This window comes from Pontibacter sp. FD36 (genome assembly GCF_015686655.1).
GTDB lineage: Bacteria > Bacteroidota > Bacteroidia > Cytophagales > Hymenobacteraceae > Pontibacter.
Genome location: NZ_JADPMP010000002.1, coordinates 252,593 through 278,690 on the forward strand (window position 1 = coordinate 252,593; position 26,098 = coordinate 278,690).

Annotated in this window: 34 protein-coding genes; 20 read left to right on the forward strand and 14 right to left on the reverse strand. The window is 38.6% G+C overall.

The window, feature by feature from the left end:
- Positions 1–158 precede the first annotated feature (158 nt).
- Together I0P70_RS03535 and I0P70_RS03540 are read right to left on the reverse strand one after the other, a co-directional pair.
- A complete protein-coding gene (locus I0P70_RS03535; RefSeq protein ID WP_196114808.1) occupies positions 159–1,541 on the reverse strand; it encodes a hypothetical protein in 1,383 nt (460 codons plus the stop codon).
- The gene (locus tag I0P70_RS03540) at positions 1,531–1,719 is read right to left on the reverse strand and encodes a hypothetical protein (RefSeq protein WP_196114809.1); all 189 of its coding nucleotides are present in this window, start codon (positions 1,717–1,719) and stop codon (positions 1,531–1,533) included. Before I0P70_RS03540 ends, I0P70_RS03535 begins: the two co-directional genes overlap by 11 nt.
- 431 nt (positions 1,720–2,150) lie before the next feature.
- On the opposite strand from I0P70_RS03540, the gene I0P70_RS03545 reads away from it, so the two are divergent.
- The 3 genes from I0P70_RS03545 (at position 2,151) to I0P70_RS03555 (ending at position 4,482) form a co-directional block, all read left to right on the forward strand.
- On the forward strand, positions 2,151–2,462 hold the full coding sequence (locus I0P70_RS03545) for a hypothetical protein (protein WP_196114810.1): 312 nt from the start codon (positions 2,151–2,153) through the stop codon (positions 2,460–2,462).
- A 170-nt stretch (positions 2,463–2,632) separates the two neighbouring features.
- Positions 2,633–3,751, forward strand: a complete 1,119-nt coding sequence (gene tcmP, locus I0P70_RS03550; RefSeq protein WP_196114811.1) for a three-Cys-motif partner protein TcmP — start codon at positions 2,633–2,635, stop codon at positions 3,749–3,751.
- On the forward strand, positions 3,748–4,482 hold the full coding sequence (locus I0P70_RS03555; protein ID WP_196114812.1) for a DUF5131 family protein: 735 nt from the start codon (positions 3,748–3,750) through the stop codon (positions 4,480–4,482). Before tcmP ends, I0P70_RS03555 begins: the two co-directional genes overlap by 4 nt.
- Before the next feature lie 116 nt (positions 4,483–4,598).
- Here I0P70_RS03555 and I0P70_RS03560 read toward each other — a convergent pair whose 3' ends face one another.
- Complete coding sequence (locus tag I0P70_RS03560) at positions 4,599–4,889, reverse strand: hypothetical protein (RefSeq protein ID WP_196114813.1); 291 nt, start codon at positions 4,887–4,889, stop codon at positions 4,599–4,601.
- A 105-nt stretch (positions 4,890–4,994) separates the two neighbouring features.
- Between I0P70_RS03560 and I0P70_RS03565 the strand changes: the two genes are divergently transcribed.
- The 4 genes from I0P70_RS03565 to I0P70_RS03580 all read left to right on the forward strand — a co-directional run bounded on the left by I0P70_RS03565 (position 4,995) and on the right by I0P70_RS03580 (position 8,562).
- On the forward strand, positions 4,995–5,213 hold the full coding sequence (locus tag I0P70_RS03565; RefSeq protein ID WP_196114814.1) for a hypothetical protein: 219 nt from the start codon (positions 4,995–4,997) through the stop codon (positions 5,211–5,213).
- Positions 5,214–5,472: 259 nt separating this feature from the next.
- Positions 5,473–6,633 carry an RES domain-containing protein gene (locus I0P70_RS03570; RefSeq protein ID WP_196114815.1) on the forward strand — a complete coding sequence of 387 codons (1,161 nt, stop codon included), beginning with the start codon at positions 5,473–5,475 and terminating at the stop codon, positions 6,631–6,633.
- 97 nt (positions 6,634–6,730) lie between these two features.
- On the forward strand, positions 6,731–7,561 hold the full coding sequence (locus I0P70_RS03575; protein ID WP_196114816.1) for a DUF6602 domain-containing protein: 831 nt from the start codon (positions 6,731–6,733) through the stop codon (positions 7,559–7,561).
- A 65-nt stretch (positions 7,562–7,626) separates the two neighbouring features.
- Positions 7,627–8,562 carry a DUF2971 domain-containing protein gene (locus I0P70_RS03580; protein ID WP_196114817.1) on the forward strand — a complete coding sequence of 312 codons (936 nt, stop codon included), beginning with the start codon at positions 7,627–7,629 and terminating at the stop codon, positions 8,560–8,562.
- A gap of 57 nt (positions 8,563–8,619) precedes the next feature.
- Here the strand turns inward: I0P70_RS03580 and I0P70_RS03585 are convergent, their stop codons facing one another.
- On the reverse strand, positions 8,620–9,330 hold the full coding sequence (locus I0P70_RS03585; RefSeq protein ID WP_196114818.1) for a hypothetical protein: 711 nt from the start codon (positions 9,328–9,330) through the stop codon (positions 8,620–8,622).
- A gap of 95 nt (positions 9,331–9,425) precedes the next feature.
- On the opposite strand from I0P70_RS03585, the gene I0P70_RS03590 reads away from it, so the two are divergent.
- Positions 9,426–9,590, forward strand: a complete 165-nt coding sequence (locus I0P70_RS03590; RefSeq protein WP_196114819.1) for a hypothetical protein — start codon at positions 9,426–9,428, stop codon at positions 9,588–9,590.
- On the forward strand, positions 9,571–9,921 hold the full coding sequence (locus I0P70_RS03595; protein WP_196114820.1) for a hypothetical protein: 351 nt from the start codon (positions 9,571–9,573) through the stop codon (positions 9,919–9,921). The genes I0P70_RS03590 and I0P70_RS03595 overlap by 20 nt, the downstream gene beginning before the upstream one ends.
- 134 nt (positions 9,922–10,055) lie before the next feature.
- Here the strand turns inward: I0P70_RS03595 and I0P70_RS03600 are convergent, their stop codons facing one another.
- From I0P70_RS03600 to I0P70_RS03610, 3 genes are read right to left on the reverse strand one after another with little or no spacing between them, the layout of a single operon-like run.
- On the reverse strand, positions 10,056–10,829 hold the full coding sequence (locus tag I0P70_RS03600; protein ID WP_196114821.1) for a hypothetical protein: 774 nt from the start codon (positions 10,827–10,829) through the stop codon (positions 10,056–10,058).
- A gap of 18 nt (positions 10,830–10,847) precedes the next feature.
- A complete protein-coding gene (locus I0P70_RS03605; protein ID WP_196114822.1) occupies positions 10,848–11,930 on the reverse strand; it encodes a DUF262 domain-containing protein in 1,083 nt (360 codons plus the stop codon).
- Complete coding sequence (locus I0P70_RS03610; RefSeq protein ID WP_196114823.1) at positions 11,930–12,967, reverse strand: adenine-specific methyltransferase EcoRI family protein; 1,038 nt, start codon at positions 12,965–12,967, stop codon at positions 11,930–11,932. Before I0P70_RS03610 ends, I0P70_RS03605 begins: the two co-directional genes overlap by 1 nt.
- 510 nt (positions 12,968–13,477) lie before the next feature.
- Here I0P70_RS03610 and I0P70_RS03615 point away from each other — a divergent pair.
- Positions 13,478–13,843: a DUF3846 domain-containing protein gene (locus tag I0P70_RS03615; RefSeq protein ID WP_196114824.1), complete on the forward strand. Its 366-nt coding sequence runs from the start codon at positions 13,478–13,480 to the stop codon at positions 13,841–13,843.
- Between the two features lie 11 nt (positions 13,844–13,854).
- Entirely contained in the window at positions 13,855–14,382 is a 528-nt protein-coding gene (locus I0P70_RS03620) for a hypothetical protein (protein WP_196114825.1), read from the forward strand.
- Positions 14,383–14,412: 30 nt separating this feature from the next.
- On the opposite strand, the gene I0P70_RS03625 is transcribed toward I0P70_RS03620, so the two are convergent.
- Together I0P70_RS03625 and I0P70_RS03630 are read right to left on the reverse strand one after the other, a co-directional pair.
- Positions 14,413–14,940, reverse strand: coding sequence for a hypothetical protein (locus I0P70_RS03625; protein WP_196114826.1), 528 nt, complete (start codon positions 14,938–14,940; stop codon positions 14,413–14,415).
- Complete coding sequence (locus I0P70_RS03630) at positions 14,919–16,286, reverse strand: tyrosine-type recombinase/integrase (RefSeq protein WP_196114827.1); 1,368 nt, start codon at positions 16,284–16,286, stop codon at positions 14,919–14,921. Before I0P70_RS03630 ends, I0P70_RS03625 begins: the two co-directional genes overlap by 22 nt.
- Before the next feature lie 176 nt (positions 16,287–16,462).
- On the opposite strand from I0P70_RS03630, the gene I0P70_RS03635 reads away from it, so the two are divergent.
- Both I0P70_RS03635 and I0P70_RS03640 read left to right on the forward strand, forming a co-directional pair.
- Positions 16,463–17,410 carry a DnaJ C-terminal domain-containing protein gene (locus I0P70_RS03635; protein WP_230391968.1) on the forward strand — a complete coding sequence of 316 codons (948 nt, stop codon included), beginning with the start codon at positions 16,463–16,465 and terminating at the stop codon, positions 17,408–17,410.
- 32 nt (positions 17,411–17,442) lie between these two features.
- Positions 17,443–17,799 carry a hypothetical protein gene (locus tag I0P70_RS03640; RefSeq protein WP_230391969.1) on the forward strand — a complete coding sequence of 119 codons (357 nt, stop codon included), beginning with the start codon at positions 17,443–17,445 and terminating at the stop codon, positions 17,797–17,799.
- Here the strand turns inward: I0P70_RS03640 and I0P70_RS03645 are convergent.
- Positions 17,785–18,534 carry a pseudouridine synthase gene (locus tag I0P70_RS03645; RefSeq protein WP_196114828.1) on the reverse strand — a complete coding sequence of 250 codons (750 nt, stop codon included), beginning with the start codon at positions 18,532–18,534 and terminating at the stop codon, positions 17,785–17,787. The genes I0P70_RS03640 and I0P70_RS03645 overlap by 15 nt on opposite strands.
- A 94-nt stretch (positions 18,535–18,628) precedes the next feature.
- Here I0P70_RS03645 and I0P70_RS03650 point away from each other — a divergent pair, with 94 nt between their 5' ends.
- Positions 18,629–18,829: a hypothetical protein gene (locus I0P70_RS03650; protein WP_007656593.1), complete on the forward strand. Its 201-nt coding sequence runs from the start codon at positions 18,629–18,631 to the stop codon at positions 18,827–18,829.
- 2 nt (positions 18,830–18,831) lie between these two features.
- Here the strand turns inward: I0P70_RS03650 and I0P70_RS03655 are convergent, their stop codons facing one another.
- Both I0P70_RS03655 and I0P70_RS03660 read right to left on the reverse strand, forming a co-directional pair.
- Positions 18,832–19,095: a hypothetical protein gene (locus tag I0P70_RS03655; protein WP_196114829.1), complete on the reverse strand. Its 264-nt coding sequence runs from the start codon at positions 19,093–19,095 to the stop codon at positions 18,832–18,834.
- A gap of 31 nt (positions 19,096–19,126) precedes the next feature.
- On the reverse strand, positions 19,127–19,315 hold the full coding sequence (locus I0P70_RS03660) for a hypothetical protein (RefSeq protein WP_196114830.1): 189 nt from the start codon (positions 19,313–19,315) through the stop codon (positions 19,127–19,129).
- Positions 19,316–19,724: 409 nt separating this feature from the next.
- Between I0P70_RS03660 and I0P70_RS03665 the strand changes: the two genes are divergently transcribed.
- The 5 genes from I0P70_RS03665 (at position 19,725) to I0P70_RS03685 (ending at position 22,895) form a co-directional block, all read left to right on the forward strand.
- Entirely contained in the window at positions 19,725–20,135 is a 411-nt protein-coding gene (locus I0P70_RS03665) for a hypothetical protein (RefSeq protein WP_196114831.1), read from the forward strand.
- A gap of 47 nt (positions 20,136–20,182) precedes the next feature.
- Complete coding sequence (locus tag I0P70_RS03670) at positions 20,183–20,464, forward strand: excinuclease ABC subunit C (RefSeq protein ID WP_196114832.1); 282 nt, start codon at positions 20,183–20,185, stop codon at positions 20,462–20,464.
- A 117-nt stretch (positions 20,465–20,581) separates the two neighbouring features.
- Entirely contained in the window at positions 20,582–21,601 is a 1,020-nt protein-coding gene (locus I0P70_RS03675; RefSeq protein ID WP_196114833.1) for a cation diffusion facilitator family transporter, read from the forward strand.
- A gap of 82 nt (positions 21,602–21,683) precedes the next feature.
- Complete coding sequence (msrA, locus tag I0P70_RS03680; RefSeq protein WP_196114834.1) at positions 21,684–22,364, forward strand: peptide-methionine (S)-S-oxide reductase MsrA; 681 nt, start codon at positions 21,684–21,686, stop codon at positions 22,362–22,364.
- 96 nt (positions 22,365–22,460) lie between these two features.
- Entirely contained in the window at positions 22,461–22,895 is a 435-nt protein-coding gene (locus I0P70_RS03685) for a phage holin family protein (protein ID WP_196114835.1), read from the forward strand.
- 107 nt (positions 22,896–23,002) lie between these two features.
- Here the strand turns inward: I0P70_RS03685 and I0P70_RS03690 are convergent, their stop codons facing one another.
- Positions 23,003–23,365 (reverse strand): DUF779 domain-containing protein, encoded by a 363-nt coding sequence (locus tag I0P70_RS03690; protein ID WP_196114836.1) that lies wholly within the window; start codon positions 23,363–23,365, stop codon positions 23,003–23,005.
- Positions 23,366–23,427: 62 nt separating this feature from the next.
- Positions 23,428–24,960: an aldehyde dehydrogenase family protein gene (locus tag I0P70_RS03695; RefSeq protein ID WP_196114837.1), complete on the reverse strand. Its 1,533-nt coding sequence runs from the start codon at positions 24,958–24,960 to the stop codon at positions 23,428–23,430.
- Positions 24,961–25,082: 122 nt separating this feature from the next.
- Here I0P70_RS03695 and I0P70_RS03700 point away from each other — a divergent pair, with 122 nt between their 5' ends.
- On the forward strand, positions 25,083–26,006 hold the full coding sequence (locus I0P70_RS03700; RefSeq protein ID WP_196114838.1) for an AraC family transcriptional regulator: 924 nt from the start codon (positions 25,083–25,085) through the stop codon (positions 26,004–26,006).
- Positions 26,007–26,098 lie beyond the last annotated feature (92 nt).

The following is a 26,098-nucleotide window of genomic DNA, read 5'->3' on the forward strand; positions in this document are numbered from 1 at the left end:
AGTAGAAAACATTTAAAAATCTTATAACAAGATGTAGTATAAAAGATTGACCAAGGAAGGTGAATAATTTTTATGATTATTACCTTCTTGGTCAATCTTGCTAAAAAGGGTAGGAAAAGGTAAAGAACCTTACTTTAGCAGATGTTATTGCGGTAGGTTTAACAACTTACTGATAATTTTAAACTGATGTTAAGTCTCTGAAACTCTGCCATCATCACGGCTTTTATACCAGCGCAATCACTATCACAGCAGATAATGCTATCGTGAATTGTCGAAAAGTCTCGATAGCCAGCGTTCCATACAGCAGGTACTATAACAGTGTAGAATATCTGGCTTTCCAGTCGCTGCGCCAGCATACAGTTGTTAGCATAGTCTTTCTTGCTACTAACGTTTTCTGCCCACATACCCATCTTCATTTCTCGAAACATCTTGTACATACCATTGTATTCCTCTTTCAGAAACTGGTATGCAAGCTTCTTGTGTTCGCTTTTCAATTTCCCTAATTCGTAAGGCAGATAGTTTCCAAAGAACCCCGTATAAGCCACTGGTTTTGCTTGGTCACGAGTGATTTGGATACCCTTAGCTGAGAAGTATTCTATAATTGTCTCATAAATAGTACCATCTGCGCATTCTTTCTGAAAATTTAATACATCAAGATGGTTCTGGTATTTCGAAACGATAGGTGCTGCCTCTACCAGTTCTGGTGTAAATTGCTGTAGTATGGCTGGCGTAGCTATACTCATAAAGACTGGCTGTGAGTTCACGATATCCACGCATTTAAGCTTCTCCCCAATTCGGTTGTCGAAGTAGAGAAATTTGCGAATCTTCTTAGGCATGTTCGTGATTTTGGTATGTACACGTTTGCCAAAAAGGTCAATGTTGGCTTGGTCTAACGCACTGTTGTTAAATATTTCTACTACATCCGAAGCACTTAGCTTTAGCTTAAATCTTCTGTTACTGCTGTTTACCTTATCCAGATGCTTCTGCACTGCTTTACGACATGCATCTGTGTCATGTAGCATAATGCGGTAGCTGGAACGAATCATTTCCTCTCGCCACACATCTTGGTTAGACTTCTTATACCTAAGCCTATTGAAATTGGCAATCATGTTCTGAATAACTCTCTGGTTGGATATCTTGACCTGTTTAAACATCTTATCGCCTTTGAGCATCCATTTAGGCAGCGCATACTTCTTAGTATGATTACCTATTCCGCTTTTGTTATACTTCCATTTTTCATCAGATTCCAGATAGTTAGCAGCTACAAGACTTTTGATTATCTCATGGTAGTCTTCACCCAATAAGGTTCTTCGCTCACTTCTGTTGATGAACACCCATTTGCCTTTACTTTTGCTTCTGCCATCATCAAAAACGATATTATTGATTAGCTTCTTTACTATCAAAGTATAGAAGTTCAACACTTTGTGTGTGATGATTTCTGCTCCTGGTCTACCAGTAAGCACTGCATTTAGCCTATTGATTTCAAGGTTTGCTGGAACGAAATGATACTTATGATTCTGATTATTTGTATTAGAAGACATTGACCATTGACCTTATTTTTTGGTGGTCAAAGCCATCTAAAAGCATGTTAATCAGGTAATCTGTTGAAATATTTAATCTGGTGTTTTTGCTGATTTCCTTTCTTAGCCTATTTAATTTTTCTCTTGTAGCAGTATTTACTCTAACAACTGTTACTTCATTTTCTTTTATCTCTTTCACTTGTTAATATTATATTTTTTATTATATATAATATTATACACGCTACATCGGATAAGTTTAATTATAAAATGAATTAAATTTAAGATAAGTGTCATTCCTCATTTTTGGGATGAGGAATGACTATTGAAGTAGTTGAGATACATAAAGATTTAGAATGATTGAAATTTCTTTGTTTAGAAAAAATTAGGTATGATGTTGTAAGATATTATACCAATATTTAGGTATGATAAGTGGTAATATGTAATAGGGTAATATGTCCGTTTTTTTAACTATTAATCTTATAATTAATGATAGTATAGTATATCATTAACTTGTATAAAATTGGCTCTGCATTTCGACTGTTTCCTCTGCGTTTTAACAACATCAAATATTTTATCACTAAAACTTAAACATTTTCTTTTTCCTGTGTATAAAAAGAAAACAATCATTACATGAAGAAAAAGAATACGCAGAGTCAGTCTACTGATAGAGTTTTTACATCCTCTGAAGCAATAATAAAATCAGTCTTATCACATAGTGAATTGCAGGAATTTGCTTCTACTTTCATCAATTACGAAGGCTACAAGGGCTTAAACCACACTTTAATGGTAAGTGCATTAGTTACAGCTACTATAAATGACACGTCAGAATCATCGTTGTCTGTTAATAATGTGTCTATCAAAGAACTTGCAGAAGAGTTTTATATTTGGCTACTGCCGCACGTGAGAAAGATTAGGATTAATGAATTGAAAAAGGATATTTAGTGATTAGCTATCAAGCATCATAAGAGAATGTCTAAAGAGCAGAAGAGCCATTAGTTATTGAAAATTTTCAAACCTGTGAAGCCATTAATAGATAAACTAAGATATTTATAGCTATATTTATAATTATTCTTTATCTGTGAATAGGGTTTGAAAAGGCTAACATATCAATTATGGCTACTAAAGATTTACATGAGATTCCATTTGATGAAAGTACGATTGCCAAACTTGAAATCTTTGAAGACTACGCAGAAGCATGGATACCAACCTTTGTAATGCAGGGAAAACCAGTAATATGCATCTTTGACTTTTTTGCTGGAACTGGTTATGACAAGAATGGAGTGCCTGGTAGCCCGATAAGGTTATTAAGAAAAATACAGCAGCACTTACCTAATATCTTGGATAAAAAAGTCAAAATACACTTATATCTAAATGAATTTGAGCCAAATAAGAAAGTACAGAAGAAATTTAATCAATTAAAGGAATCGTGTGGAGAGTTTCTTAAATCAAACAAAGAAATAGAAGATGTATTGAGTATTCATTATTTCAATAAAGATTTTGAAACTATTTTTCCTTTGCTCTTACATCATATTAAGGTTTATCCATCATTAGTTTACCTTGACCAGAACGGTGTTAAGTTTCTTGCTCACCGATATTTCTTAGAGTTAGAAAAAACTAAACAAACAGATTTTCTATACTTTGTTTCAGCATCCTATTTCTGGAGGTTTGGTGATACTCAAGAATTTAAGATGCACATAGATATTGATATGGCTGAAGCAAAGAAAGACCCTTATAAGCTTATTCACAGAAACTTAATCAATCAGCTAAAGAAAAAGCTTCCTCTTCATACAAAAGTAAAACTCTATCCTTACTCTCTCAAAAAGGGAGCGAATATACATGGCATAATTTTCGGAGCATCACATCAATTGGCTGTAGCAAAATTTCTTGGTATTGCATGGAGAAGAAATGAGTTGAATGGTGAAGCTAACTTTGATATTGATGATGATAATAAAAAAGACCAACTTGACCTATTTGAAAATAACAAGCTTAAAAAGTTAGATAACTTTAAGGAAAATGTAAGAAAGAAAGTACTTGCGAAAGAACTGACTAATAATGTTGAGGTGTTTAACTTCGCTTTAAATGAAGGACATATAGGCACCCATGCGGCAGATTGTTTGAAAGCAATGAAAAGGAAAGGTGAAATAAGCTATAATGGCACATCTCCGCTGGTTACTTATGAGAAAGTTCATAAGGAGAAGAAGATAATAGGTTATACAATTGTGGGAGAATGAAACAAAGTAAAATTGAATGGACAGAAGCGACTTGGAATCCCTCAGTAGGTTGTGATAAAGTTTCATCTGGATGTAAGTACTGTTACGCAGAAGTAATGGCTAAACGTTTGAAAGCTATGAAGGCGATAGGCTACGAGAACGGCTTTGATTTTACTATTCTGCCAGACCGAATTGATGCACCATTGAAGGTTAAAAAGCCTACTAAGTTTTTTGTCAATTCCATGAGTGATTTGTTTCATGAAGACATGCCTGTGTCCTTTTTGGATAAAATTTTTGATACAATTGAAAGAACTCCCCACCATACTTATCAGATATTAACCAAGAGAGAAGAAAACTTAGAAAAATATTTTCAGGATAAAGCTGTTCCAGATAATGTATGGTTAGGTGTAACAGTTGAGGTCGCTAATAAGAAAAACCGAATAGATGTATTAAGAAGAATAGGTGCTAAAATCAGGTTTATCTCTATAGAACCACTGTTAGAAGACCTTGGAGAATTAGATTTGACAGATATACATTGGGTGATTGTAGGTGGTGAAAGCGGAGCCAAAGCAAGACCTATGAAACAAGAATGGGCAATTGAAGTTAAAAAGCAATGTGAAAAACAGAAAGTGTCGTTTTTCTTCAAACAATGGGGTACATGGGGGGAAGATGGAATGAAACGAAGTAAAAAAAACAATGGCAGATTGTTGTTAGGTAGAGAATGGAATGGAGAACCCTCCCATATTGAATAGTTTGTTTTTATTTATTAGTTAATGTTTTAATATAAGCCACGAACAGATGGGCAGTTAGCTAAATTATTAGATAATTTAAAACACATATCAAATCTGAATATTTTCACTCCATCTTATTAATTCATTGACACCAGTTCCACTTCTACTGTGTAGCTGCTTAGAAAATAAATTGTACCACCGAACTCAGCGGTATCATATACACAAGCCTTCATATCCAGGATATCATAATTCTCTGGCTCCTTCACTTGGTCTAATGCATTTAGAACTTCCTCTACAAGCCTATCCTTGGCGCATAGGATACCGCATTTATGCATCATCTTAGGCTCTATTTTGAATCGGATATGGAAGGTGGCTATGTCATTTACATACTCATAAACATCATCTTCAAATTCTTGCTGTTCTTCCATAGTTCGGCTGTTTTAGAGTATATATCCATCTTGGACATGGCTGTGCTTCAGCATAGGCATACACGAGTTTGATATATACTTTGTATAAAATAGACAAACAATACTATGCCACGATTTACAGAAGAAGAAGTAGAGAGATATGTTGACCAATTCTTTGAACAGCTACCAGATAACCAAGATTATCAATCAGACCGTGTTAGGGGAGCAGTCTATTTTGCTCTTACATGTGACCAGTTCAGAGAGGAAATAGCAGAACCTATGTTAGACGTTAAGCGAATTTTAGCACAAGCTGAAGAGTATATTCAGAGCAAGATTGAAGAATGATTATATGTGCCTTCCTGTGTTGCTCTGTTGTTCTACAGGTTATAATGATGGTTATATTGATATTTGTTAAACAAAGCTGGTGTTGCAACTGAAATTATTATATTGTATTAGCAAAATGTTATGGAGGATGACATTGTGATAGTGGTTAAAACATTAATAAACTTAAGAATGAGCAAACAAGACCACTTCTATACATAGTGACAATAATTTTGAGTTTACCCTATACTATTGAATGCCATCATTTTAGACCAGTACATTAATGATTGACAAAATCGCCAATAACGAGACAAATAAAGAAGAACTGAACCTACATCCTACTAAGGACATCTTGGAGAAATTAAACTATTACCGTTCATTGTTCGGCAAAGTTCAAGACTTGACAGATGATGAATTTGATAATCTCAAACAGGATGTAGCAAAATTCTTTAATTTAAAAATTGGAGGCAACACACAAGACCCACCACAGCGACTTGTTAGAATATCAAATAACAATAAAATTTTAGCTGCACAGGGAAAAGAGTTGAGTTATCTAACGGATATTTCCCAATTACTTGCTCCACCAATTCAACATTGTGGATTTGGGCGATGTAATATTCCCAAACAACAGGTGCTATATTGTGCTACAACTGAAGCAGGTGCCTATTGGGAAATAAAACCGAAGCATGGTGACGTAATTACTCTTTCGCACTATGAATTGAAGCCGAATGCAAAAGTGAATTGTGTTATTGTTACGAGAGACAAAACTGCAAATCCTGAAATTCAGCATCAGCTACAAGAGGTGTACTATATTTTAGAAGACTTTTTCGTAGATGCATACAGTTTGGAGGTTGATAGAAGCAGACCAAGAGACTATCTTTTCAGTGCATTGTTGTCGTCAGAGCAGTTATTTTATCCAGTCGTTGCAGATAACAATTTTGAAGCTATCATATATCCGAGTGTCCAGAAGAAAAAGTTCGGAGACAACTTTGCAATTAGAAATGAATTAATACTTGAACGTTACAATCTCATTGGTGTTGAAACACGCTTTATTCTTGACGAGTATGAAAATCTTGACCCTGCATCAGACGAGGTAACTACAGACCAAGTTATTGGGTCTTTTGGAACAACTGAATTTGACTTTAAGACAGGGGAAATTCTATACAACGAAAAAGCGGATGAAATCTTTAAATTATTTAGAATGATTCAAACTGGACCAAATAAGCAGGTCCGATACGAGCATGAGGGTATTCCTAAAAACTTAGCATTTAATTTGTCACCTAAGAAGGGGGAAAAGTTGAAGGAAAACACAGTAGTTTCGAAAATTGGAAGAAATGATAGAATAAATGTTGTCTATCAAAATGGAACTCGCAAAGACAATATAAAATATAAAACAGTAAAAGACGATATAATTAGTGGCAAGTGTAGAGTCGCAAATTATTAAAGCAACATGTAACAAAGTACAGACTTAGTTTGGCTGCGCTTAATTCACCTCATATAACAGTTATTTAAATCATATACATTGCTGACAAAAATATGTGATGAATAGTATATACCTTAAACTGCTGACAAGTAAGATTGAAGCATTCATTAAAGACTTTCATTCTTCTAAAGATATTTTTGAAGACATAACTAAACGCAATAAACTTATTCATGCTGGTGAGTTTGGTATGTGCCGTGAAAGAATATGTAATGAATTGATTCAGTTTACTATCCCAAGTAAGTATAAAATAGATACTGGTTTTCTTTTAAACTCTAATGATGAAGTTTCATCACAGTGTGATATAGTAGTATATGACAGCAACAATACACCTTTCATACAAAATGGTTATGAAAATAGGTTTTTTCCTGTTGAACCTATTATAGCAATCGGAGAAATAAAATCTAAGTTATCTGTTGCATCCTTAGGTGATGCTTGTGTTAAACTTGCTCGGAACAAAAGAATAAAGCAGGTTAATAAGGTATTCTGTGTTAATAACGGCAACAAAAGAAGCTTTCAACCTAACATAGACTGTCATGACACATTATTTTCTTTCATAATCTGTGAAGAGATTGAATCCTTTCACCCTGATAAAGCAATGAGAAGTTTAAATAAGGTGTATGAGGAAAATGATTTAGAATACGAGTATAGACATAATGTGATTTTGAGTATCAAAGATGGCATATTGGGATATAAGAACCAGTTTACCGATTTGCCCAATGAGATTCCACCAGGTCAATTTATGTATATGCCTTCGTTTCTTAAGAAGGATTTCGAAAATATGTACTATAACAAAGGAGCAATAAAAAACATGATTTATTTGTTGTCTTCATTATCAAATTTCAGCATGAATGTAAATATCTATTATCCTGAACCTTCATCCTATACATGAAGCATTCACATTCTACTGCATCTATGATGTTATCTACGCTTTACCTGTTATAAGCCACTTTATAAATGAAAATATTTAAATATCTGAGTCCCGAAAGGATTGATGTTTTAGAAAATCAAGTATTGAGATTTACTCAAGCCAATTATTTGAACGACCCGTTTGAGCATCTGCCGTTTGTTTCTCAATTAGTTGATGAGGCTTATACTGAGAAACTGTACAATGAGAACATCAACCCGATTCTACAGCAGTTTGCGAACAGGAAGCTATGCATTAACGACATTCCAGAAGAATTAAGAGATGCTGTTCCAGATAATGTAAAGGAGGAAGTGTTTAGTTACTCGATGGAAGAAGCAATGAATTTAATACCAGCATTTCACCCAAAAAATCTTTTAAACCTTTTTACAAAGGAGGGTAAAGAATTAGGAGTAGACTATTCGTCTCTATTGAAAGATAGCTGGAACAATAGATTTGGTGTCTTAAGTCTTACTAAAAGTTGTGACAACTTAACTATGTGGTCTCACTATTCAAGAAGCCACGAGGGTTTTGTAATAGAGTTTGATTCCTCAAACGAGTACTTCAATAGTGGTAAAAATAAAGGAGGTGCAGTAGGGAAGCTTCAAGAAATCAAGTACACAAAAGTAAGACCTAAACTGACCCTTATTGATTCAAAGTTAGGTGAAAACGAGCTATTAGGATTCTTTATTGAAAACATCTTACTAACCAAAAGCATTCATTGGGAATATGAGGAAGAAGTACGCTTAATTCAGAGTTTATCTGACTCAGATAAAACATTAACTTATAATGAACAAGAGATACATCTTTTTGGGTTTGATTCTTCAGCAGTAAAATCTGTTTTCTTAGGTGTCAACATTCACGATATTCTCAAGAACAAAATACTCCAAACGCTTACTGAACACCGATATAATCATGTTAACATCTACCAGGGAAAGTTAAGTCAATCAGAATATAAAGTAGAGTTTAAACGTATGACTATCTCATAATACTGGTGCATAAGCCTTACTCTACAACAATCCTCTCATGCACCAGGTATAATGATATCATCTGCTATATGGAAATTCGTCAAAACCTAAGACGATTTTGTTCTTCGTTACATTCATCACTATAGAGGTGTCAATAAGGTTGATAGAGATGGCATAGGGTGTAAGCTGAACGGCTGCGTTTTCATCTAAATACTTATAAACACAGACATGTAATTTGTCCTTATGCTCCCCTTTTAGCTGTTCAAATTCGTCTATTGTCCATCTGATTTGCTTTTCTAATTCTGCTGCTTCCCACTTATAATCAAAAATTAAGTCGCTGATGGTATCGCTTTTAATTAGCGTAATTCTATAAGTGTTATCTCGGGTATCATACTCGTATATAGTGGTATCCAGGTTGTGGCTGATAACTTTGAAGTTGAGGCTATTGAAGATACTTCCCATCTCACATAGGTCGCACTCAAACATATTTCCACCAGATACGCAATTACAAACAGAGTTTAATGGCACAGAACACTCAATTAGCCATTTATCATTTTTATCCATCGGCTCTTCCAGTAGTTCCAGGTTTATCCAAACATACTCATTGTTGTCTTTTATTGCAGGTGCCAATTTATCTGACGTATAGGGAAAAATATGGAGGTAAATAGCTTCTGATTTCCTACCGTTTGAACCGTGTAAACCATACCTATCAGATGTCTTGTCATAGGTCTTCTTTATCTCTAAGCTGTTGCTTTTGTATAGCACTTCGTTATTTAATATGTGTTCCATTGATTTCTTCTTTTTACTATATATCAGAATAGTCAAGGCTGGTAGAGAAGGGGAGAAGTGTACTTTTTAGATATATATCTTAAAAGATAATTAAGATGAAATCAGTTACAGTTAAGGTTAGCAGGGCAGTAAGCGAGCAGCTTGATTTGCTCAAAATCATAGCTTCTCGTAAATACAATGCTCGATTTTCAAAAGGTAAATTGATTGCTATTTCTCTCAAGAACCTTCAAAAAATAATGAATGAGAAGGACGAACAGTAGTGGCTACCAAAATCCTATGCTGTTCAACCATGAGGAAAATTTGTATGAACTGGATGTACCCCAAAAACTGGAAGTACAAACCGAACATGGAGTTTATGAAATCGTTGTGAATAGTATTATCAAAGAAAAACCTAATCTATTTAACTGTGTTACGAGTTACGAAGACTATGACTATGTTTTGGAGCAGTTTGTAAAAAATCAGAGTCATATCTTCGATTCTCCTATAAAAGTGTTGGTGCTATATTACGACCAGGAGCAGGAATGGCATGCTACATTAGCGTTATATGTGAGCGTACTAAAAATCGGTGATGTGTATTTTAGTTTGGAATAAAACAACTCTAAATCAGTGAATTCAGGCACGCCAGCTTTTTGATTAGAAAGTAGGATACACCTTCATAATGAAGATTACTTTGTTAAGTATATGAATGTTACTAAGGTATTTTTAAAGTCGCAAAAAGCACTAAACTAACTTTCTTCTCTGTTTATTTTGAAACTATGACCGCTAAACTTAAAATGATATTTACCAATCTCATTCAGAAAATTTTTAATTTCAATATCTTCTTCTGAAACAATTTTAGTGTAATCATTTAAGCTGATTTCTCTTAAATAGGCTGAAATGTTTAGATAATGATTTAAGGATTTTATAACCAAACTTATTTCTTTTGGAACAGACGTTTCATTTATGTTTTCGAATAGATGATTATGTCTAAGTGTTTTACTTGGTCTGTCCGTACAATGACCATGCGCATATTTATTTCTCCAAGAAGTTAACATTCTTATTCCTTCATATGGAGACTTGCTCTTTATAGACTTATTAGTTAAGGATATTGCTAATAATTGTAGTTTTTCAGGTGGGCTTAGCTTTTCTACAACCTCAGCGACATCATTATCTAAATTATAAACTATCATTTTATTCAGCTTATCTTCAAGATGGATTGAAGACATAAAAATAGCAAGTTCACATTTCAGTTTAATTTTCTGCTCTATATACCACTGAGGTTCTAATATTGACCAAATTTCTAATTCTGTTTCTTTGGATATTTTACCTTTCAGTTTTGCATAGTTTTCCTGACAATATATTTCATACTCCTGTTCTGCCTTGGGATGAACGTACAGGAAAGCCTCCAAATAGTTTACTAATTCTTTTATAGCATCAACAAGTTGGTAATTAACCAAAGAAGAACGCCAGTATGGAGGTGGCATTTTTAAATGATTGACAGGAGTTTGGTCAGAATTCATAAATGGATTTTATGGCTTCTATTTACCTGATTTTCTATTGTTATCTTCTTTACAAAGCATTTGGCAATTATCAGCAGTGGTTTTACCACCCTGGCTCCATGCAATAACGTGGTCACCTTCCATTTCGTGAAACTCGAATTTCTCACCACACTTTACACAAATACCTTCTTGTTTTTCGTAAGCTTCTCTTTTCTGATTGTCGGTAAATGCCCTCAAACTAAGGTGTTTTTCCTTTCGAGTTAGTACATATGTATAGATGCCTTTCTTATTTGTAACATCTTCATCTTGCATTAGAAGTGTTATCTCTTCTTCAAGCTTCTTTGAATCAAAGTTTTGTTTATAATATTTATTGTAAAGAAAGCCCCATTGAACACCCTTCATTTCTGGTCTGTATTTTGGAAATACTGCTTTTATCCAATTAATTACACTTTGAAAGTATAGCCATAACTCATTAGCGTTTGGTTCATGTTGATGCTGTGCCATATATTGTTTAATAGCATCATCACTAATCCATTTTATAGCAGTTTTTAAATAATCCTGTCTTATAGGTTTACCAACTATATAACGGCTCCCGATTGCATATGCAGGACAGCCAGTTTTACTAAAATATCTTTTAGCATCAGAAACCCACGAACCAGAATAAACTGCATTTAATAATTCTTGGTCTGTTAATATTTTACCCGCAATGTTGATAGTCTTAAACCATTCCAATTTTTCTGTGTCCGTTCCACTACATAGATAGACTGTAAGCTCATAGTTTAAGATTTGTTCTTTTTCATCTTTTTGTAGATTATGAAAATACCTATCATTAAAAGCGAAATCACCTTCTACAAATTGACTTATTGAAATTGTACGCTGCTGACCATCAATAACTTCAAAAGTTCCATCTTCCTTTACAGACCAGTACATTATATTTAGAGGGTAATCCTTTATAAGAGTATCTATAACCGCATCCCTTTCCTTGGGTTCATAAATGAATTCTCTTTGATAAGGTGGTCTTATATCTAATTTACCTCCATATCCTAAAACACCATTTTCATCGTTATCTTCGAATCCATCAGTCAATTCACGAACAGTTACTTTGATAGGTTGTATATCCATTATCTCTTATTCTTTATTAAAAGACGTACATAAGTTGGTTTGTAAGAATTTCCTATTTTAATTGCAGCCCTACGGTTCAAATCACCTGGATTTTTAACATCTTCTTTAGTATATGTTTTTGTCCTAAGACCTGAAGTGTTTTCTCTGTCGGTAATGCCTATTATCTCAAATTGGTCTGGATTATATTTGTCAAGAAACGTAAGAGGTACACCCATTGCGCCATGATAATCAATAGGGATTTCAGCAACCTTACTTACTTCAATTGCATCATAATTGTCATAATTCGGATATTCTTCGCTTGAGTATGTTTTGTAAAGTATAATATCTTCGTGTCGTTTAGAAATATCAAGATTTGTAAACCAACATGCGTTGCCTAAACTTCTCCAATTAACACCATTCTCATCTCTCCAGCTTCTATACTCTCTCTGTTCGTAATTATCTGGGACCACAAATTTTTCAGGATGTGTATACCCTAACCAAATTTTGTTTTCTTTGATTAGATTGAATATTTCTTTGTAAGAAATGGCGTTCTGATTACCTATGATTATAAACTTTTTATTGTATTCTATAAGTTGAGATACATATTCTCTGAAAAGAGAAAAAGGAGGATTGGTAACTACAATATCAGCTTGCATTAAAAGGTCAATACTTTCTTTGCTGCGAAAATCACCATCTCCTTGCAGATTTACAATTCCAATTTCATTCGGGTCTGGTATGTTATTATGGTTTATGTCACCATTGTATTCTAAATAAACAGCCTGTTCAGATTCGTTTTGACTGAACAAGTCCATACTTTGATTTTTATAGCAGGTCGTGATTAACTTTTTTAATCCCAACTTTTCGAAGTTGTAAGAAAAGAAATGGAAGAAGTTACTTATTCGTGGGTCGTCACAGTTACAGTAAACAACTTTGCCTTTGAAATGCTTTTTGTAATGTTTTAATTCTCTTTCAATATCAGGAAGTTGAGTATAAAATTCATCATTTTTAGAAGTTTGTGCCTTACGTAAGTTCCTATTTGCTGCTTCTGCCTTAGCCATCTGTAATACAGTATATTTAAGTAATATTTAGTAATCTAAATATATAACATAAAGCTGTAACAGCAAACCCTCCATTCCACACTAACCCCCAACCAGACCTGAAGAAGTTAATCAAATGCACAAATCTTTCCGTGTCACATAAACCTCTTTATGCTGCTAATTCCACATTATTTGTTCTTATGAGTTGTACAAATTTAATTAGTTGACCATACTGGACTATTGTACAGTTACTTATGTATTATGTTGGAGTAGTATCCCTACTACAACTGTCTTCTATGGTCGTTTTAGTAATATGATATTATAAAGAACTTTCATCTCAGCACATCACATCCTTCTTTACAATCATTCCTAAGCTTTACAATTTACCAGTCATAATAATCTGCAAATACTGGTGCTTAATCCACTTTTTACAATTCACATCTTATTGTAAAGAATCATCATTATATCAACTTTCGCTGGATTTAAATAGTACTATTGCAAGATAGGCGATAAGCATAGTATATTTGCAATATGAAAAATCAACAACTAACGAAAAAACAGCAAAGGTTTATCAAAGCAGATAAACAAAGAACATCGGTAAAGCCAAAAACAGATATGTATTTAGATACACTGATTCCTGTTGCTGGAGAAATAAAAGACATCAAACCAAGTAACGGAAAACGGTATACTTTAGAAGAGATGCAGGAAATGGTAGGTGGTTATATAGACATCATACCATCAGCTACTGGTGAATTCTCTTATGTGGTTAACGATAATGGAAGGTACTGTAAAGAATTTAACCCTACTGCTACCATGCACTTTACTTTAAGAAGTGGTTACAGAGAGAACCCGTTATTCGGTAACATAGCAATCATTTCAAAGAATTATTTAAGATAAACATAAACAAGATGAAGAACATATTATTTGAACAAGTAGAAAACGATATAAAGAACGGTCATATTCTTTTATCAGACGAAGGTGATTATAGTTATGATACCTTAGTTAACCTTGCTTATGCTAATAGATTAATATCTACTGCTGTAGCTATTTTAGAAGAAGTCGAGATGGAAGAAGGAGTTGATTTATCTTCTTATCATGAACCTTTAGATGAAGTTTATGAAGAGTTAAAGCCACTTTACAGAAGCGATTTAGATGAAGAATACTATAATGAAGATGAAGATGATAAAATTGAGATGGAGACTGTAAATTTATGTCAGAAGATGATAACAAAGGAATTAGAAGATGCTGTTGATTTAATTTGCAGTAGAGTAAGTGGGTTTAAAACAAAGCTGATTTTTCAGTATGATGGTTATTTTATGGCAAGGTTTGTAAATAGTGATGAAACTGCTGCTATTGTTGCTATACTTGATGATATATCCTTTGTAGAGGGTGTGCAATGGAGGGGTAATATTTTAGTGTGTAGAATAGTGTTGTAATGAAAAAGGGTGCTGATTTAGCACCCTTTTCTATATCTTGTATTCGTATTTATTTCTGAATTCGTCATCAATCAGTAACTCTTTCTCATGTATCTCTCTATACTTGGCTTTCAAGTCGCTTTCTAATACAAATTTAGCTCTACCTTCTACATCATGAGATTTCAAAGCACCAGATTTAGTCCAGTTATTAAGTGTCTGCCTGGTTTTGCCTAAAATTTCCTCAAGGTCAGACAGCTTATATTTCGGTTGGTGAAGGTCTTTTACTGTTTGACCACTATATATTTCTTGCTTCTTCTTTAGAATGATATCACTAAAAGTGTTATTTAGTCTTTGTAATGTAATTCTATATATATTAAGAGTATCTATTTTATGCTCTAACTGACTCTGCAATTCAGTATCATTAAATTTTGATACTCTTATGGTAAGTAGCATATCTATGTACTGTTCAATCAAATTTCTATCTATACGCTCGTGGCTAATCTTATCTAAGATTGTAGTTAGGTCGTGTAGGTTTGCAATGTTCAAATCTTCTTTCATTAGGCGAATACGTTGTTCCAAACTTGATTATGTTTTTCCTGCGTTTGTTGCTTGTTAAATTTGATGTACTTAGCAAAGCTTTCTGAATTATACACGTGACCACTGATTGACTTCACAGTTATCTCGTCAACACCGCTGCTCAAAAGCATGGTGATTCCTGTTCTCCTCATCACGTGACTACTAATCATCTGATTCGGCTCTAAATACTCCGTAACACGTTCGTTATTTCTGGTTCTTACTCTTTTAAAGGTAGTCCAGTCGTTTGTGATATATTCTTTACCTTCTACAGCTGCTATAGCAGTTTGAGTAGCTAAATAATCTTTAAAATAAGAAGCTAATCGTTTAAGTTGATTGTTGAAATTCTGTTCGGACCAAGTCGGAAGTAGCGTTTTCTTCTTACCTCTGTACTTCTGAATTATATTGATGCAGATATCGGTAAGCTTAATAGTAATGTTTCTCTTGGTCTTGCCTACTTGGCGTTTTACATACCAACCACTACCATCAATTAGTAAATCATCTTCTGTTAGCTGCATCAAATCGGAGATTCTAAAGCAGGTCATACATCCAAATACGAAGATATCACGTGCTTTTTCTAATCTATCTTCTTGTAGCTGCCAATAACCTCTTCTTTTATACTTTTTTGTTAATTCAGCACCTTCTGTAAGTTTAATTGCCATTTCATACATTAATTTGAGTTCATCTTTATAAAAAACGAACATGTTATCTTCTGTATGTTCTTCTTTTGTGACCTTCCAATTCGTTAAGTTGACATAATGTGGTGTTATCTCAGCAGCATAAGCCCACCTCAAAGCAGTTCTGATGAATATTACATCACGTCCTAAAGTTCCATCAGTATTTTTCTTCGTGTACCATGCCCAATTACAATAAGCTTTATAGAATTCATCATTGATGTTATTCCAATCAAAACAATAGTTTGTATCTTCTTGAAATTGTAGCATCTTAGACTTTACCATATCATAATTCCTAAGACTACCAGCAGATAATTTTCTTCCTTTTGATGTTTTTCGTACACCTGTTCTACTTGCATCAATAAACTTATCTATAACCTGAAGAAAAGTTAGGTCTTTGCGCTCTTCCTTTAACGATGGAAGTTTACCTGTCCTAATAAAGTATGATATTTGTTTTGGGGATAGTGTTGGGTGATTATCTATCGCATCCTGTACGTCATTTAACTTCTTTCGAATATCCTTATTCAATTCATCATAATCATCACCATATGATTTCATTAGGTAACCAGTGCTGGTGAGCGATTTTGCTCTGATACCCGTAGATACACGTAGTATTTCTTTGTTACGGCTTGCGTATATGACAACGTAGCCACGGTGAAGGGTAGGTTTTGCTATCATGCTTACCACTTTGTATTAGCAGTGATATTCTATTGTTTTAATCATTAGATGTACAACCATTATGTACAAGAATTCTGTCAAATATAAGCTAAAAACGTAAATGTACAACCAAATTGTAAAACTGAATTTGGTTCAATAATGTTTTAAATTTACGTTTAAAAGAAATTTTTCTAAAAATGTCAAATGATATAAGCTACAAGGACTATTACAAAATACTGGGCGTAGAGAAATCTGCCTCGCAGGCTGAGATCAAAAAGGCCTACCGTGCTTTAGCCAAAAAGTATCACCCGGACAAAACCAAAGGCGACAAAGCAGCCGAGGAGAAGTTCAAGGACATCAGTGAGGCCTATGAAGTATTAGGAGATGAACAGAAGCGCAAGCAGTATGACGAGTTGGGCGCCAACTGGCGACACTTCCAGCAGCAGGGCGGTCAGTATCAGGGGCGTCCCGGCGGTGGCTATGGCGGTGCTTATTACGAAGGCGACATGGGCGACATGTTCGGTGGGAGCAGCGGATTCTCTGACTTCTTTGAGCAGTTCTTTGGCGGAGGGTTCTCGCAGCAGGGAAGCGGTTACCGATCTGGCAGACGAGCACCTAAAGGGCAGGATTACGAAGCCGAAATGCTTATCACGATGCAGGAAGCCTATAGCGGTACCTCCCGTTTGCTGACTGTCAACGGCCAGCAATTGCGAATTACGACCAAACCCGGGGTTTCTGACGGACAGGTGCTTCGGATCAAAGGGAAAGGTGGGGCAGCTATTGCTGGGGGCATAGCCGGCGATTTGTACATACGTGTACAGGTACAGCCTTTGCCAGGCTTTGAGCGGCAGGGCGATGATCTGCATACCAGATTGAACCTCGACATGTATACCGCCATACTGGGAGGAGACGTACAGGTCAATACGTTGACCGGTAAAATTAAACTCAAAATACCAGCCGGCACGCAAAACGGGAAAACGCTTCGCCTGCGGGGAAAAGGCATGCCTGTCTATGGGAAAGCAGACCAGCACGGCGATTTGTACGTAAAAATAGAAGTACAGCTGCCTGTGCATCTCACAGAAGAGGAGCGGAGCCTGATGGAGCGGCTTAGAGAACTGCATCAACGCAAGACCGCCAGCGTATAACAGTAAGAGTACACCATTAAGCCCAGCTTGCCATGTTAATGACCATCGACCATATCAGTATCCATAACCCCATCGAAGATTTTGTTGATAGCCTGGCAGATCGTAACCTGACCTGCTATGCCAGCGACTTACTGGAGCAGCAGGGATGTCAGAGTCTGCAGGAACTGAGCGATGCCGTGAAGCGGGCTACGGAAGTGTGCAATTGCATGCATGTGCCGCTTCAGGAAAATTTTAAAGTGGTGTACCGCTCACGAAACGGCGAAGTGGTGCAGGACTGGCGGCTCTCGCGCATGGCCTATCTACTCACCGCCCTCAACGCCGATTCCAGAAATGCCTTTGTCGCCCAACTGCAACTTGAAATGGTGAAGCAGATGCTACATCATACCTGATTCAAGGAAAGAACCCGTTACTAAATTTTCATTCTGCAGCACATCCTCCCAGCCAAACTGCAGGCACAAATGCTGAAAATGTTTGGGCAGCGGAGCCTTGAGCTCAATTATATTATCATGCACAGGATGCGCGAATGCCAGGGTGGCTGAGTGCAGTAGCATGTAAGGTGACTCGAGCTGCTCTCGGAACATCTGGTTATGACGCCAGTCGCCGTGCCGCTTGTCGCCTACGATGTAATGTCTGATGTGCGCAAAGTGTTTTCGGATCTGGTGCATGCGACCGGTTTCCGGTTGCACCTTCACAAGCGAATAACGGGCTGTGCTGTAGCGCCCAACAGGTATAGACAACTCGACAGTAGCCAGGCGCTCATAATGCGTCACAGCATCTTGTGGCGCTTTGTGCTTATGGTCCTTATCCGGTCGTATGGGGCTGTCGATCGTGTCTTTTTCAGGGGTATAGCCGCGCACGATGGCATAGTATACCTTGTTTACCTGTTTCTCTTCAAAAGCGTTTACAATGGGCGCAACTGATTTCGGATTTTTGGCAAACAGCAGCACTCCAGAGGTACCTCGATCCAGACGGTGTGCGGCATATACCTGGTAACCCAATTGGTCGCGCAGCATTTGCAAGGCAAACTCTTTCTTTTCCTCAGCAATGCGTGTGCGGTGCACCAGTAGTCCATTCGGTTTGTTCACCGCTACATAGCTTTCGTCTTCGTATAAAATCTCTAGCACCTTAAATTATTTTTCAGGCAAAGATAGCCATATATTAAGAATTGACCTGAAAGCTGCCTATACTTGCCGAAAATCGTCAAAAAGAAATTAAAGCATGGCCATATCGTTTGACAACCTGCGGAGAGGGAAAAAATATGTGTTGGAGAATTACGGGGAGCGCTTCGAGTTTCAGGTGCTGGACATGCCGGAGGAGGGAGCCTACCGTGTGAAGGATCTCCATACCCTGGAAGTATTCATGCTGCACGACCTGATCAGGTATGGCCGTGGCAAAGACTTTGACATGCAGGAACTCTAAGATCAGGTACTTCGTGTCACCTTGCCCTTCAGGTCCCAATGACTTCGTAGCACTTTCCCGGTTTTGCTATCACGTACGATCTTGCGTACATAGCGCTCCCCTGAAATCGCACCATCCTCCAGCCGCTTGCCGATAAACAAGGTAACCGCCTCTCCGTTTTCGTTGGTGATGAGGGTCAGGTCTTTGCCATTGTAATGCTGGTCAAGTCTGCTGTCAGGCGTATAGAGCTTGTTGAGCTTTTCGATCAGTTTTGGTCCAAGCGCCATGAATCTGGAAGGTATAGTTTAGTTTCGTTGATTAATTCACTGAAAGCAGGTTAAGTTGTGCGCACCAGACTTGGGCATCTTTCGGGTTATGAAACACTTCGTACTCTACGGTGTTCACACTCAGGTCATTAATTTGCTTGAGAATCTTGTGTGTTAATAATTCCTGAAACACATCCATCGGTGTCACACGGGCAAATTTTTTAAGAGACGTATGTTTCATCCGACTAGCTGCCAGTTGAGCTAATGCGCGCTGCATCGAAAGGTCTGGTTGAAACCCAATACTGTTGTCTGTCACCCAGCTTACTGCCTGGTTTTTAATAGCCATTTCAAATCCTTTGTCATAACATTGGATAAGTTTTGATTCACAAGGGGGAAGGTGCCACTTCAGGTAGATTTGATTGGTATCCGGAAGGTAACTTATATGACAGTAATTGTCTTTATAATGATTCATTTAAGTTTATTATCGAATGAGCGGTGTTAATACAATACTTTAAAAGGGGTTTAAAGTTCAAAAAACGTTATATTTAAGAGTGTATTATTAGGATAGTTTAATGATTGACATGGCTAAAGTAACATTAGGTCTATTTAACAGGTAAAAAATACAAGAAGATATATAAGCGCTAATTGTTATGTTGTATGTGCATGAAAATCAGGACTCTTTGGTGCATCAGAGTGAATTTCTGGAGATCAGGGTTAATCAAAGGGAGAAAATTTTGCTGTCGAACTGGACAGGCTGGCTGAATACCGAGAAAGGACACACAGGCTGTTTAAAAATACTTGACTATGTAAATGAGTATAAAATTACCAAGATACTGAATGACAACTCGAAAGTGACAGGGCACTCAGGTGACACGAAATGGATGAACGAGGTCTGGATACCGAATTTGCGTGAGGCAGGCATAAAATACTTTGCCTGGATCTACTCTTACGAATTCTTTACACAGCTCGAGATTGATAATACAGTGGACAGAAGCACTGGAATTTCCATGCGCACTTTTTTCCTTCCGGAGGATGCCCGCCAGTGGCTGCAGGTTTTCTAACCAGGCGATGCATCTCTCGTATACCATGAAACAAACTTACCTTTTTTATGCAGCCAGACCAGCACGCAAATCACTTCTATGTTTACATCATAGGCGACCAATCGCAGCCTCAGTTGAACATTGGCGTTTCTGAAAATCTTCTACAGCAAATTTCACTTCAGGGTGCTTACGATAGTCAGCCTAAACTGGTGTACTACGAGCATTATGACCGGGAAGAAATAGCGCGGGTACGTGAGCGCCACATCAAATCCTCGGGCCCTGATGAGCACCTTCGCCTCGTTGAATCCATGAACCCAAATTGGCTGGACCTGGCAGATACCTTAAGCTGATTTTTACTCCTCTTTTCAAATTACGTTATACACTATGTTTGCCTTCGGCGTCTGTTCCTTGTACCTTGTAAGGTATAGGGTGGTACGACATGTACCTACCGAAAACAAGCCAACACAATGATAAAACTGCTGCAGCAGCAAAACGAGAACATACGCATGCAACTGCTCGTGCTGGTTGTAGGTGTGCTGCTGCTGCTTGCCAAATTCCTGGCATTTTATCTGACTAACTCCAACGCCATTCTGACTGATGCCCTGGAGTCCATTATCAATGTGGTGGCGGGCGGCTTCTCGTTGTACAGTCTTGTGCTTTCAGCCCGGCCACGGGACCTGAACCATCCCTATGGGCATGGCAAAATAGAGTTTGTGGCCGCTACCCTGGAGGGTTCTCTTATCCTGGTGGCAGGTGGGGCTATCATTCTGAAATCAGTGTATAACCTTTTTGAACCTCAGGTTATCTCCCGGCTCGATGCAGGTATATACCTGATTGCATTTTCTGGCATTGTCAATTATATAGTGGGCTACCTGACAGAGCGTCACGGGAACAAGGCAAAATCCATGGTGCTGGTTGCCGGAGGCAAACACCTTAAAACAGACGCCTATTCAACTGCCGGTATTTTGATAGGTCTTTTGCTCCTGTCTCTGACCGGGCAGGTATGGCTTGACAGTGCAGTCGCTATTCTGTTCGGAGCCTTTATCTGCTATACTGGTTACCGCATTTTGCGTGTGTCTCTGGCAGGTATAATGGATGAGGCGGACTACGAGCTGCTGAAGCGCATTGTACAGGTGCTGAATGAGAACCGGCGAGAGAACTGGATTGATATTCATAATCTGCGTGTCATCAAGTATGGTAACACACTGCATATAGATTGCCACCTGACCGTGCCCTGGTACCTGACGGTGTTGGAGGCCCACAAAGAAGTAGAGGCTGTCGGCATGTTGGTACGTGAGCATATTGATCCTGATATTGAGCTTTTCATTCACACAGATCCCTGCGTAGAAGTGTCCTGCCCGGTTTGTACGAAATCAGATTGTGATGTAAGGCGTGCTCCCTTCAGGAAGCGAGTAGAATGGGATTTGGATAAAGTGATAGCTGATAAAAAGCATGGCATTCAAAACCCGGACAGCAGTGAAAGGTAGGAGGGGTGAGGTACTTAAAATTTTAACAAAAACTTATACCAACCGGTTAAATTAGCGTAGCCAATAGTAAGGCTTGTGGCGTATGGAACGAAAATATACTTACCTGTTTTTTCCCTTATTACTGCTGCTCTGGGCTTGCACGGAGTCTGGGGGAGAGCAGCGGACTGTTTTGCAGCAGAGTGCTTACAGTTACGGCGACAGTGCAGATACACTCGGACTTAGCAAAGCGACTTTCGCCGGAGGCTGTTTCTGGTGCACAGAGGCTTATTTTGAACGGCTCAAAGGCGTGGACCGTGTGGAGTCCGGCTATACGGGCGGGAGTGAAGAGCGCCCAACATACGAACAGGTTAGCAGCGGTAAAACAAGTCATGCGGAATCGGTGCAGATCTGGTACAGGCCAGATGTGATCACTTACCGGGAACTGCTCGAAGTATTCTTCGCCACACACGATCCCACTACACTAAACCGCCAGGGCCCCGATGTTGGCAAGCAGTACCGATCGGCCATCTATTACCACGATGAAGAGCAAAGGAGACAGGCCCGTAACTATATGCGCGCATTAGAAGATGCCGGTACTTTTCGTAACCGGATCGTAACGGAGCTCAAGCCAGCCAGTAAATTCTGGATTGCCGAAGATTATCACCAGGATTATTACCGCAATAACCCGGATGATCCTTATGTAATATCGATCACCCATCCCAAGGTTTTAAAATTCGAAGATGCCTTTCGCAGTAAGCTTAAACCCAGTTACATCAAACAATAGCTGAAGGGCCATCCAAGCTTTTGATCACAGTAAAAACATCTATAAGCGTTTATATCCGTATTAGGACAAAATCTTGTCACTAAAACACTATAAACTATGGATTTTATACTCAACTTACTGGTAAGTGCCGGTGTTATTGTGTTATTGGCCTACATCATGCCACAAGTGCATGTTAAGAGTTTTCTGACAGCGCTCTGGGTGGCTTTTCTGATTGGTTTGTTCAATGCAACCATTGGCTGGCTGCTGCGCGGCGTGCTTAACCTGGTTTCATTTTTCCTGCTGGAAGCCATTATCGGACTGATTGTGACCGCGCTTATGATTAAACTGGTTGATAAACTGGTAGGTAACTTTAAGGTTGATGGCTGGTGGCCAGCTTTTGCAATAGCCATTGCCACAGCTATTGCCTTAGCGCTCCTGGGTTGGGCCCGTGGTGGAGACGATGATTACGCCATGCTTAAGACCAAACCTAATATTGAGCAGTTTTATGCTAAGCAAGGTAGTGAGTCTAACGGTTATACTATTTATCTGTAATAGGGAAATCATAAGGCAATAAATAGCACAGTAAGAGGCGGTATCAGATTCTATGATACCGCCTCTTACTGTGTTAGCTATACAAGGTATAGCAGGGAAGGCCTGCACTATATTGCTTGCAATTGCTCCATTTCTTCATCAGTGAAAATTCTGGACCTGATATGGAAGCGTAGGCCCAGCGGTATTTCTAAGGAGAAACTAGATCCTCTACCTGGCACAACGTCCAGGGTGAGCTGCGTATGCTTCCAGTATTCAAACTGGTCACGGTTCATGTAAAAATTGCAGCCGTATACCTGCCCGAGCAACACATCACTGTCTCCAGTTTTAAATTCACCTTCTTCAAAGCACATAGGCTGCGACCCATCGCAACAGCCGCCGCTCTGGTGAAACATCAGCGAACCATGCTTCGCTCTCAGTTCATCAATTACTTTTTTGGCTTCTTCGGTAATTTTTACGCGTTCTAAATCCATATTTTCATATAAAAAGGAATCCCTGCTTAATTAACGAGCAGGGATTCCGGTTTTACTATCTCTTAAAAGAAACCAAGCTTATTCTTATCATAGGAAATAAGCATGTTCTTGGTCTGGCGGTAATGATTGAGCATCATTTTATGCGTTTCACGTCCAAAGCCTGACTTCTTATACCCGCCGAAAGGAGCATGTGCCGGGTAAGCATGGTAGCAGTTTACCCAAACTCGTCCAGCCTGTATGGCACGTGGTATCTGGTAGATCTCATGTGCATCGCGTGTCCAAAGACCTGCACCCAAGCCATACAGCGTATCGTTTGCGATGGAAACTGCCTCCTCAACAGTTTTGAAGGTAGTGACTGAAACAACCGGACCAAAGATCTCTTCCTGGAAAACCCGCATCTTGTTATTGCCCTTAAAGATCGTAGGCTCAATGTAATAGCCGTTCTCAAGACCATTGTTTAGCTTGGCTATACCTCCGCCGCAAAGAACTTCTGCACCTTCCTGCTTTCCGATGTCCATGTAAGACAAAATCTTTTCAAATTGATCGTTAGAGGCCTGTGCACCCATGGTGGTATCTTCAGCAAGCGGATGCCCCACCTTAATGGATTTTGTTCTGGCCACGACACGCTCCATAAAGCGGTCGTAAATGCTTTCGTGCACAATCAAGCGCGATGGACAGGTGCAGATTTCGCCTTGGTTCAGGGCAAACATGACAGCACCCTCCACACACTTGTCAAAGAATTCGTCATCTGCGTCAGCTATGCTAGGCATGAAAATGTTCGGCGATTTGCCTCCCAACTCCATAGTAACAGGTATAAGATTCTCGGATGCGTACTGCATAATCAGGCGGCCAGTGGTTGTTTCGCCGGTAAAGGCAACTTTGGCAACGCGAGGGGAGGTGGCAAGTGGTTTTCCTGCCTCTGGTCCGAAACCAGTAACGATGTTGAGCACCCCTGGAGGCAGCAGGTCATGAATCAACTCCATCAGCACCATAATGCTGGTCGGTGTCTGCTCAGCTGGCTTGAGTACTATGGTGCAGCCAGCGGCCAGGGCAGGGGCTATTTTCCAGGTCGCCATTAGCAGCGGAAAATTCCAGGGTATAATCTGGCCTACTACGCCGAGTGGCTCCTGTAGATTGATGCTGATCGTTGTTTCGTCGAGTTCAGACATGGAGCTTTCGTCTGCTCGAATCACACCGGCAAAGTAACGGAAGTGGTCGATGGCCAGCGGAAGGTCTGCTGCACGGGTCTCACGGATGGCTTTGCCGTTATCAATAGTTTCAACCCGGGCCAGCATTTCCAGGTTTTTCTCCATGCGGTCGGCAATGGCGAGCAGAATATTACTGCGTTTCGTGGCAGATGTTTTTGACCAAGATGTAAAGGCATGGTGCGCAGCATCCAGCGCACGATCAATGTCGTCCTTAGTGCCACGTGCAGCCTTTGTAAATGGTTTGCCGTCAATGGGAGAGAGGTTGTCAAAGTATTCCCCATTTGCCGGTGCTACCCACTCACCACCGATGAAGTGTTCATACTTTTCTTTGAATTGAGGGCGTTCCAGCACATTTTGTGCTTCAGCTGTCATATCTAAAGTTGCCATAAAATAAAGGTTTTGGTTACATGGCTAATCTCCTGACTTATATCTTTTTAAACTAAACTTATTGTCTCAAAAAATGTATCTTTAATATCAGAATAAGACAGGATTATAGCCGTTTAAGATATATGCCCATAAAACATCAACTTCAACAGCTGCCCACACTAAAAGAACAGGCGCTCACAACGCTAGTGGAGCATCGTTCAGCTTACACACTTGAGAGCTGCGAGCTAAATGTTTTTGAAACGCATCAGGCCGCGGAGAAAGTGAGCCTCGTTTTCGATAATCTGGTCCTGACGAGTATGTTGCGCGGCAAAAAAGTAATGCACCTGTTCGGGAAACAGGGTTTTGATTATCTGCCAGGCGAATCGGTCATTGTGCCACCCAATGAGCTGATGAAGATCGATTTTCCTGAGGCAGAGCGTGATAACCCTACACAATGCATTGCACTTGCTATATCACAGGAGCAAATCCAGACAACTGTCGCTTTGCTGAACGAGCGTTTCCCGAAGGTAGAGCGGAATGCTTGCTGGAGTATTGACCAGGAAATGTTTCACCTGGTGAACAATCAGGATCTAGCTGATATCATTAACCGGCTAATCCGGATCAGCATCAATGAAAAGAACAGAGAAAAGGATGTTTTAGCTGGCTTAGCGCTGCGCGAGCTGCTTGTGCGACTGATGCAGACGCAGGCCAGGCAGCTTTTTGAGTCAAATTATGTGAGTCTGGCGACCAACAACAGATTTGCGCACATCATTAAATACATCAAAGAAAGTATTCGGGAGAAGATCGATATAGACAAGCTAAGCGACAAAGCCTGCATGAGCCGGGCAAGTTTCTTCAGGAAATTCAAAGAAGAATTTGGCTATACACCAGCCGATTATATTTTAAAGGAGCGTATCAGGCTTGCGAAAGACTATCTCCGCAATCCACTTAACTCTGTCACGCAAGCTTGCTACATGGCAGGATTTCAAAATCTGAATTATTTTATCCGTGCTTTTAAAAAAGAAGTCGGGCTCACACCAAAATCATTTCAGCAGCAGCATATTTAATGATTAGCGTTTAGATCACTCTACTTAACATAAAGTATATTATCAGTGACACTTATTATAGAGTATTGTTACTCGTATATAATCAGTCTTAT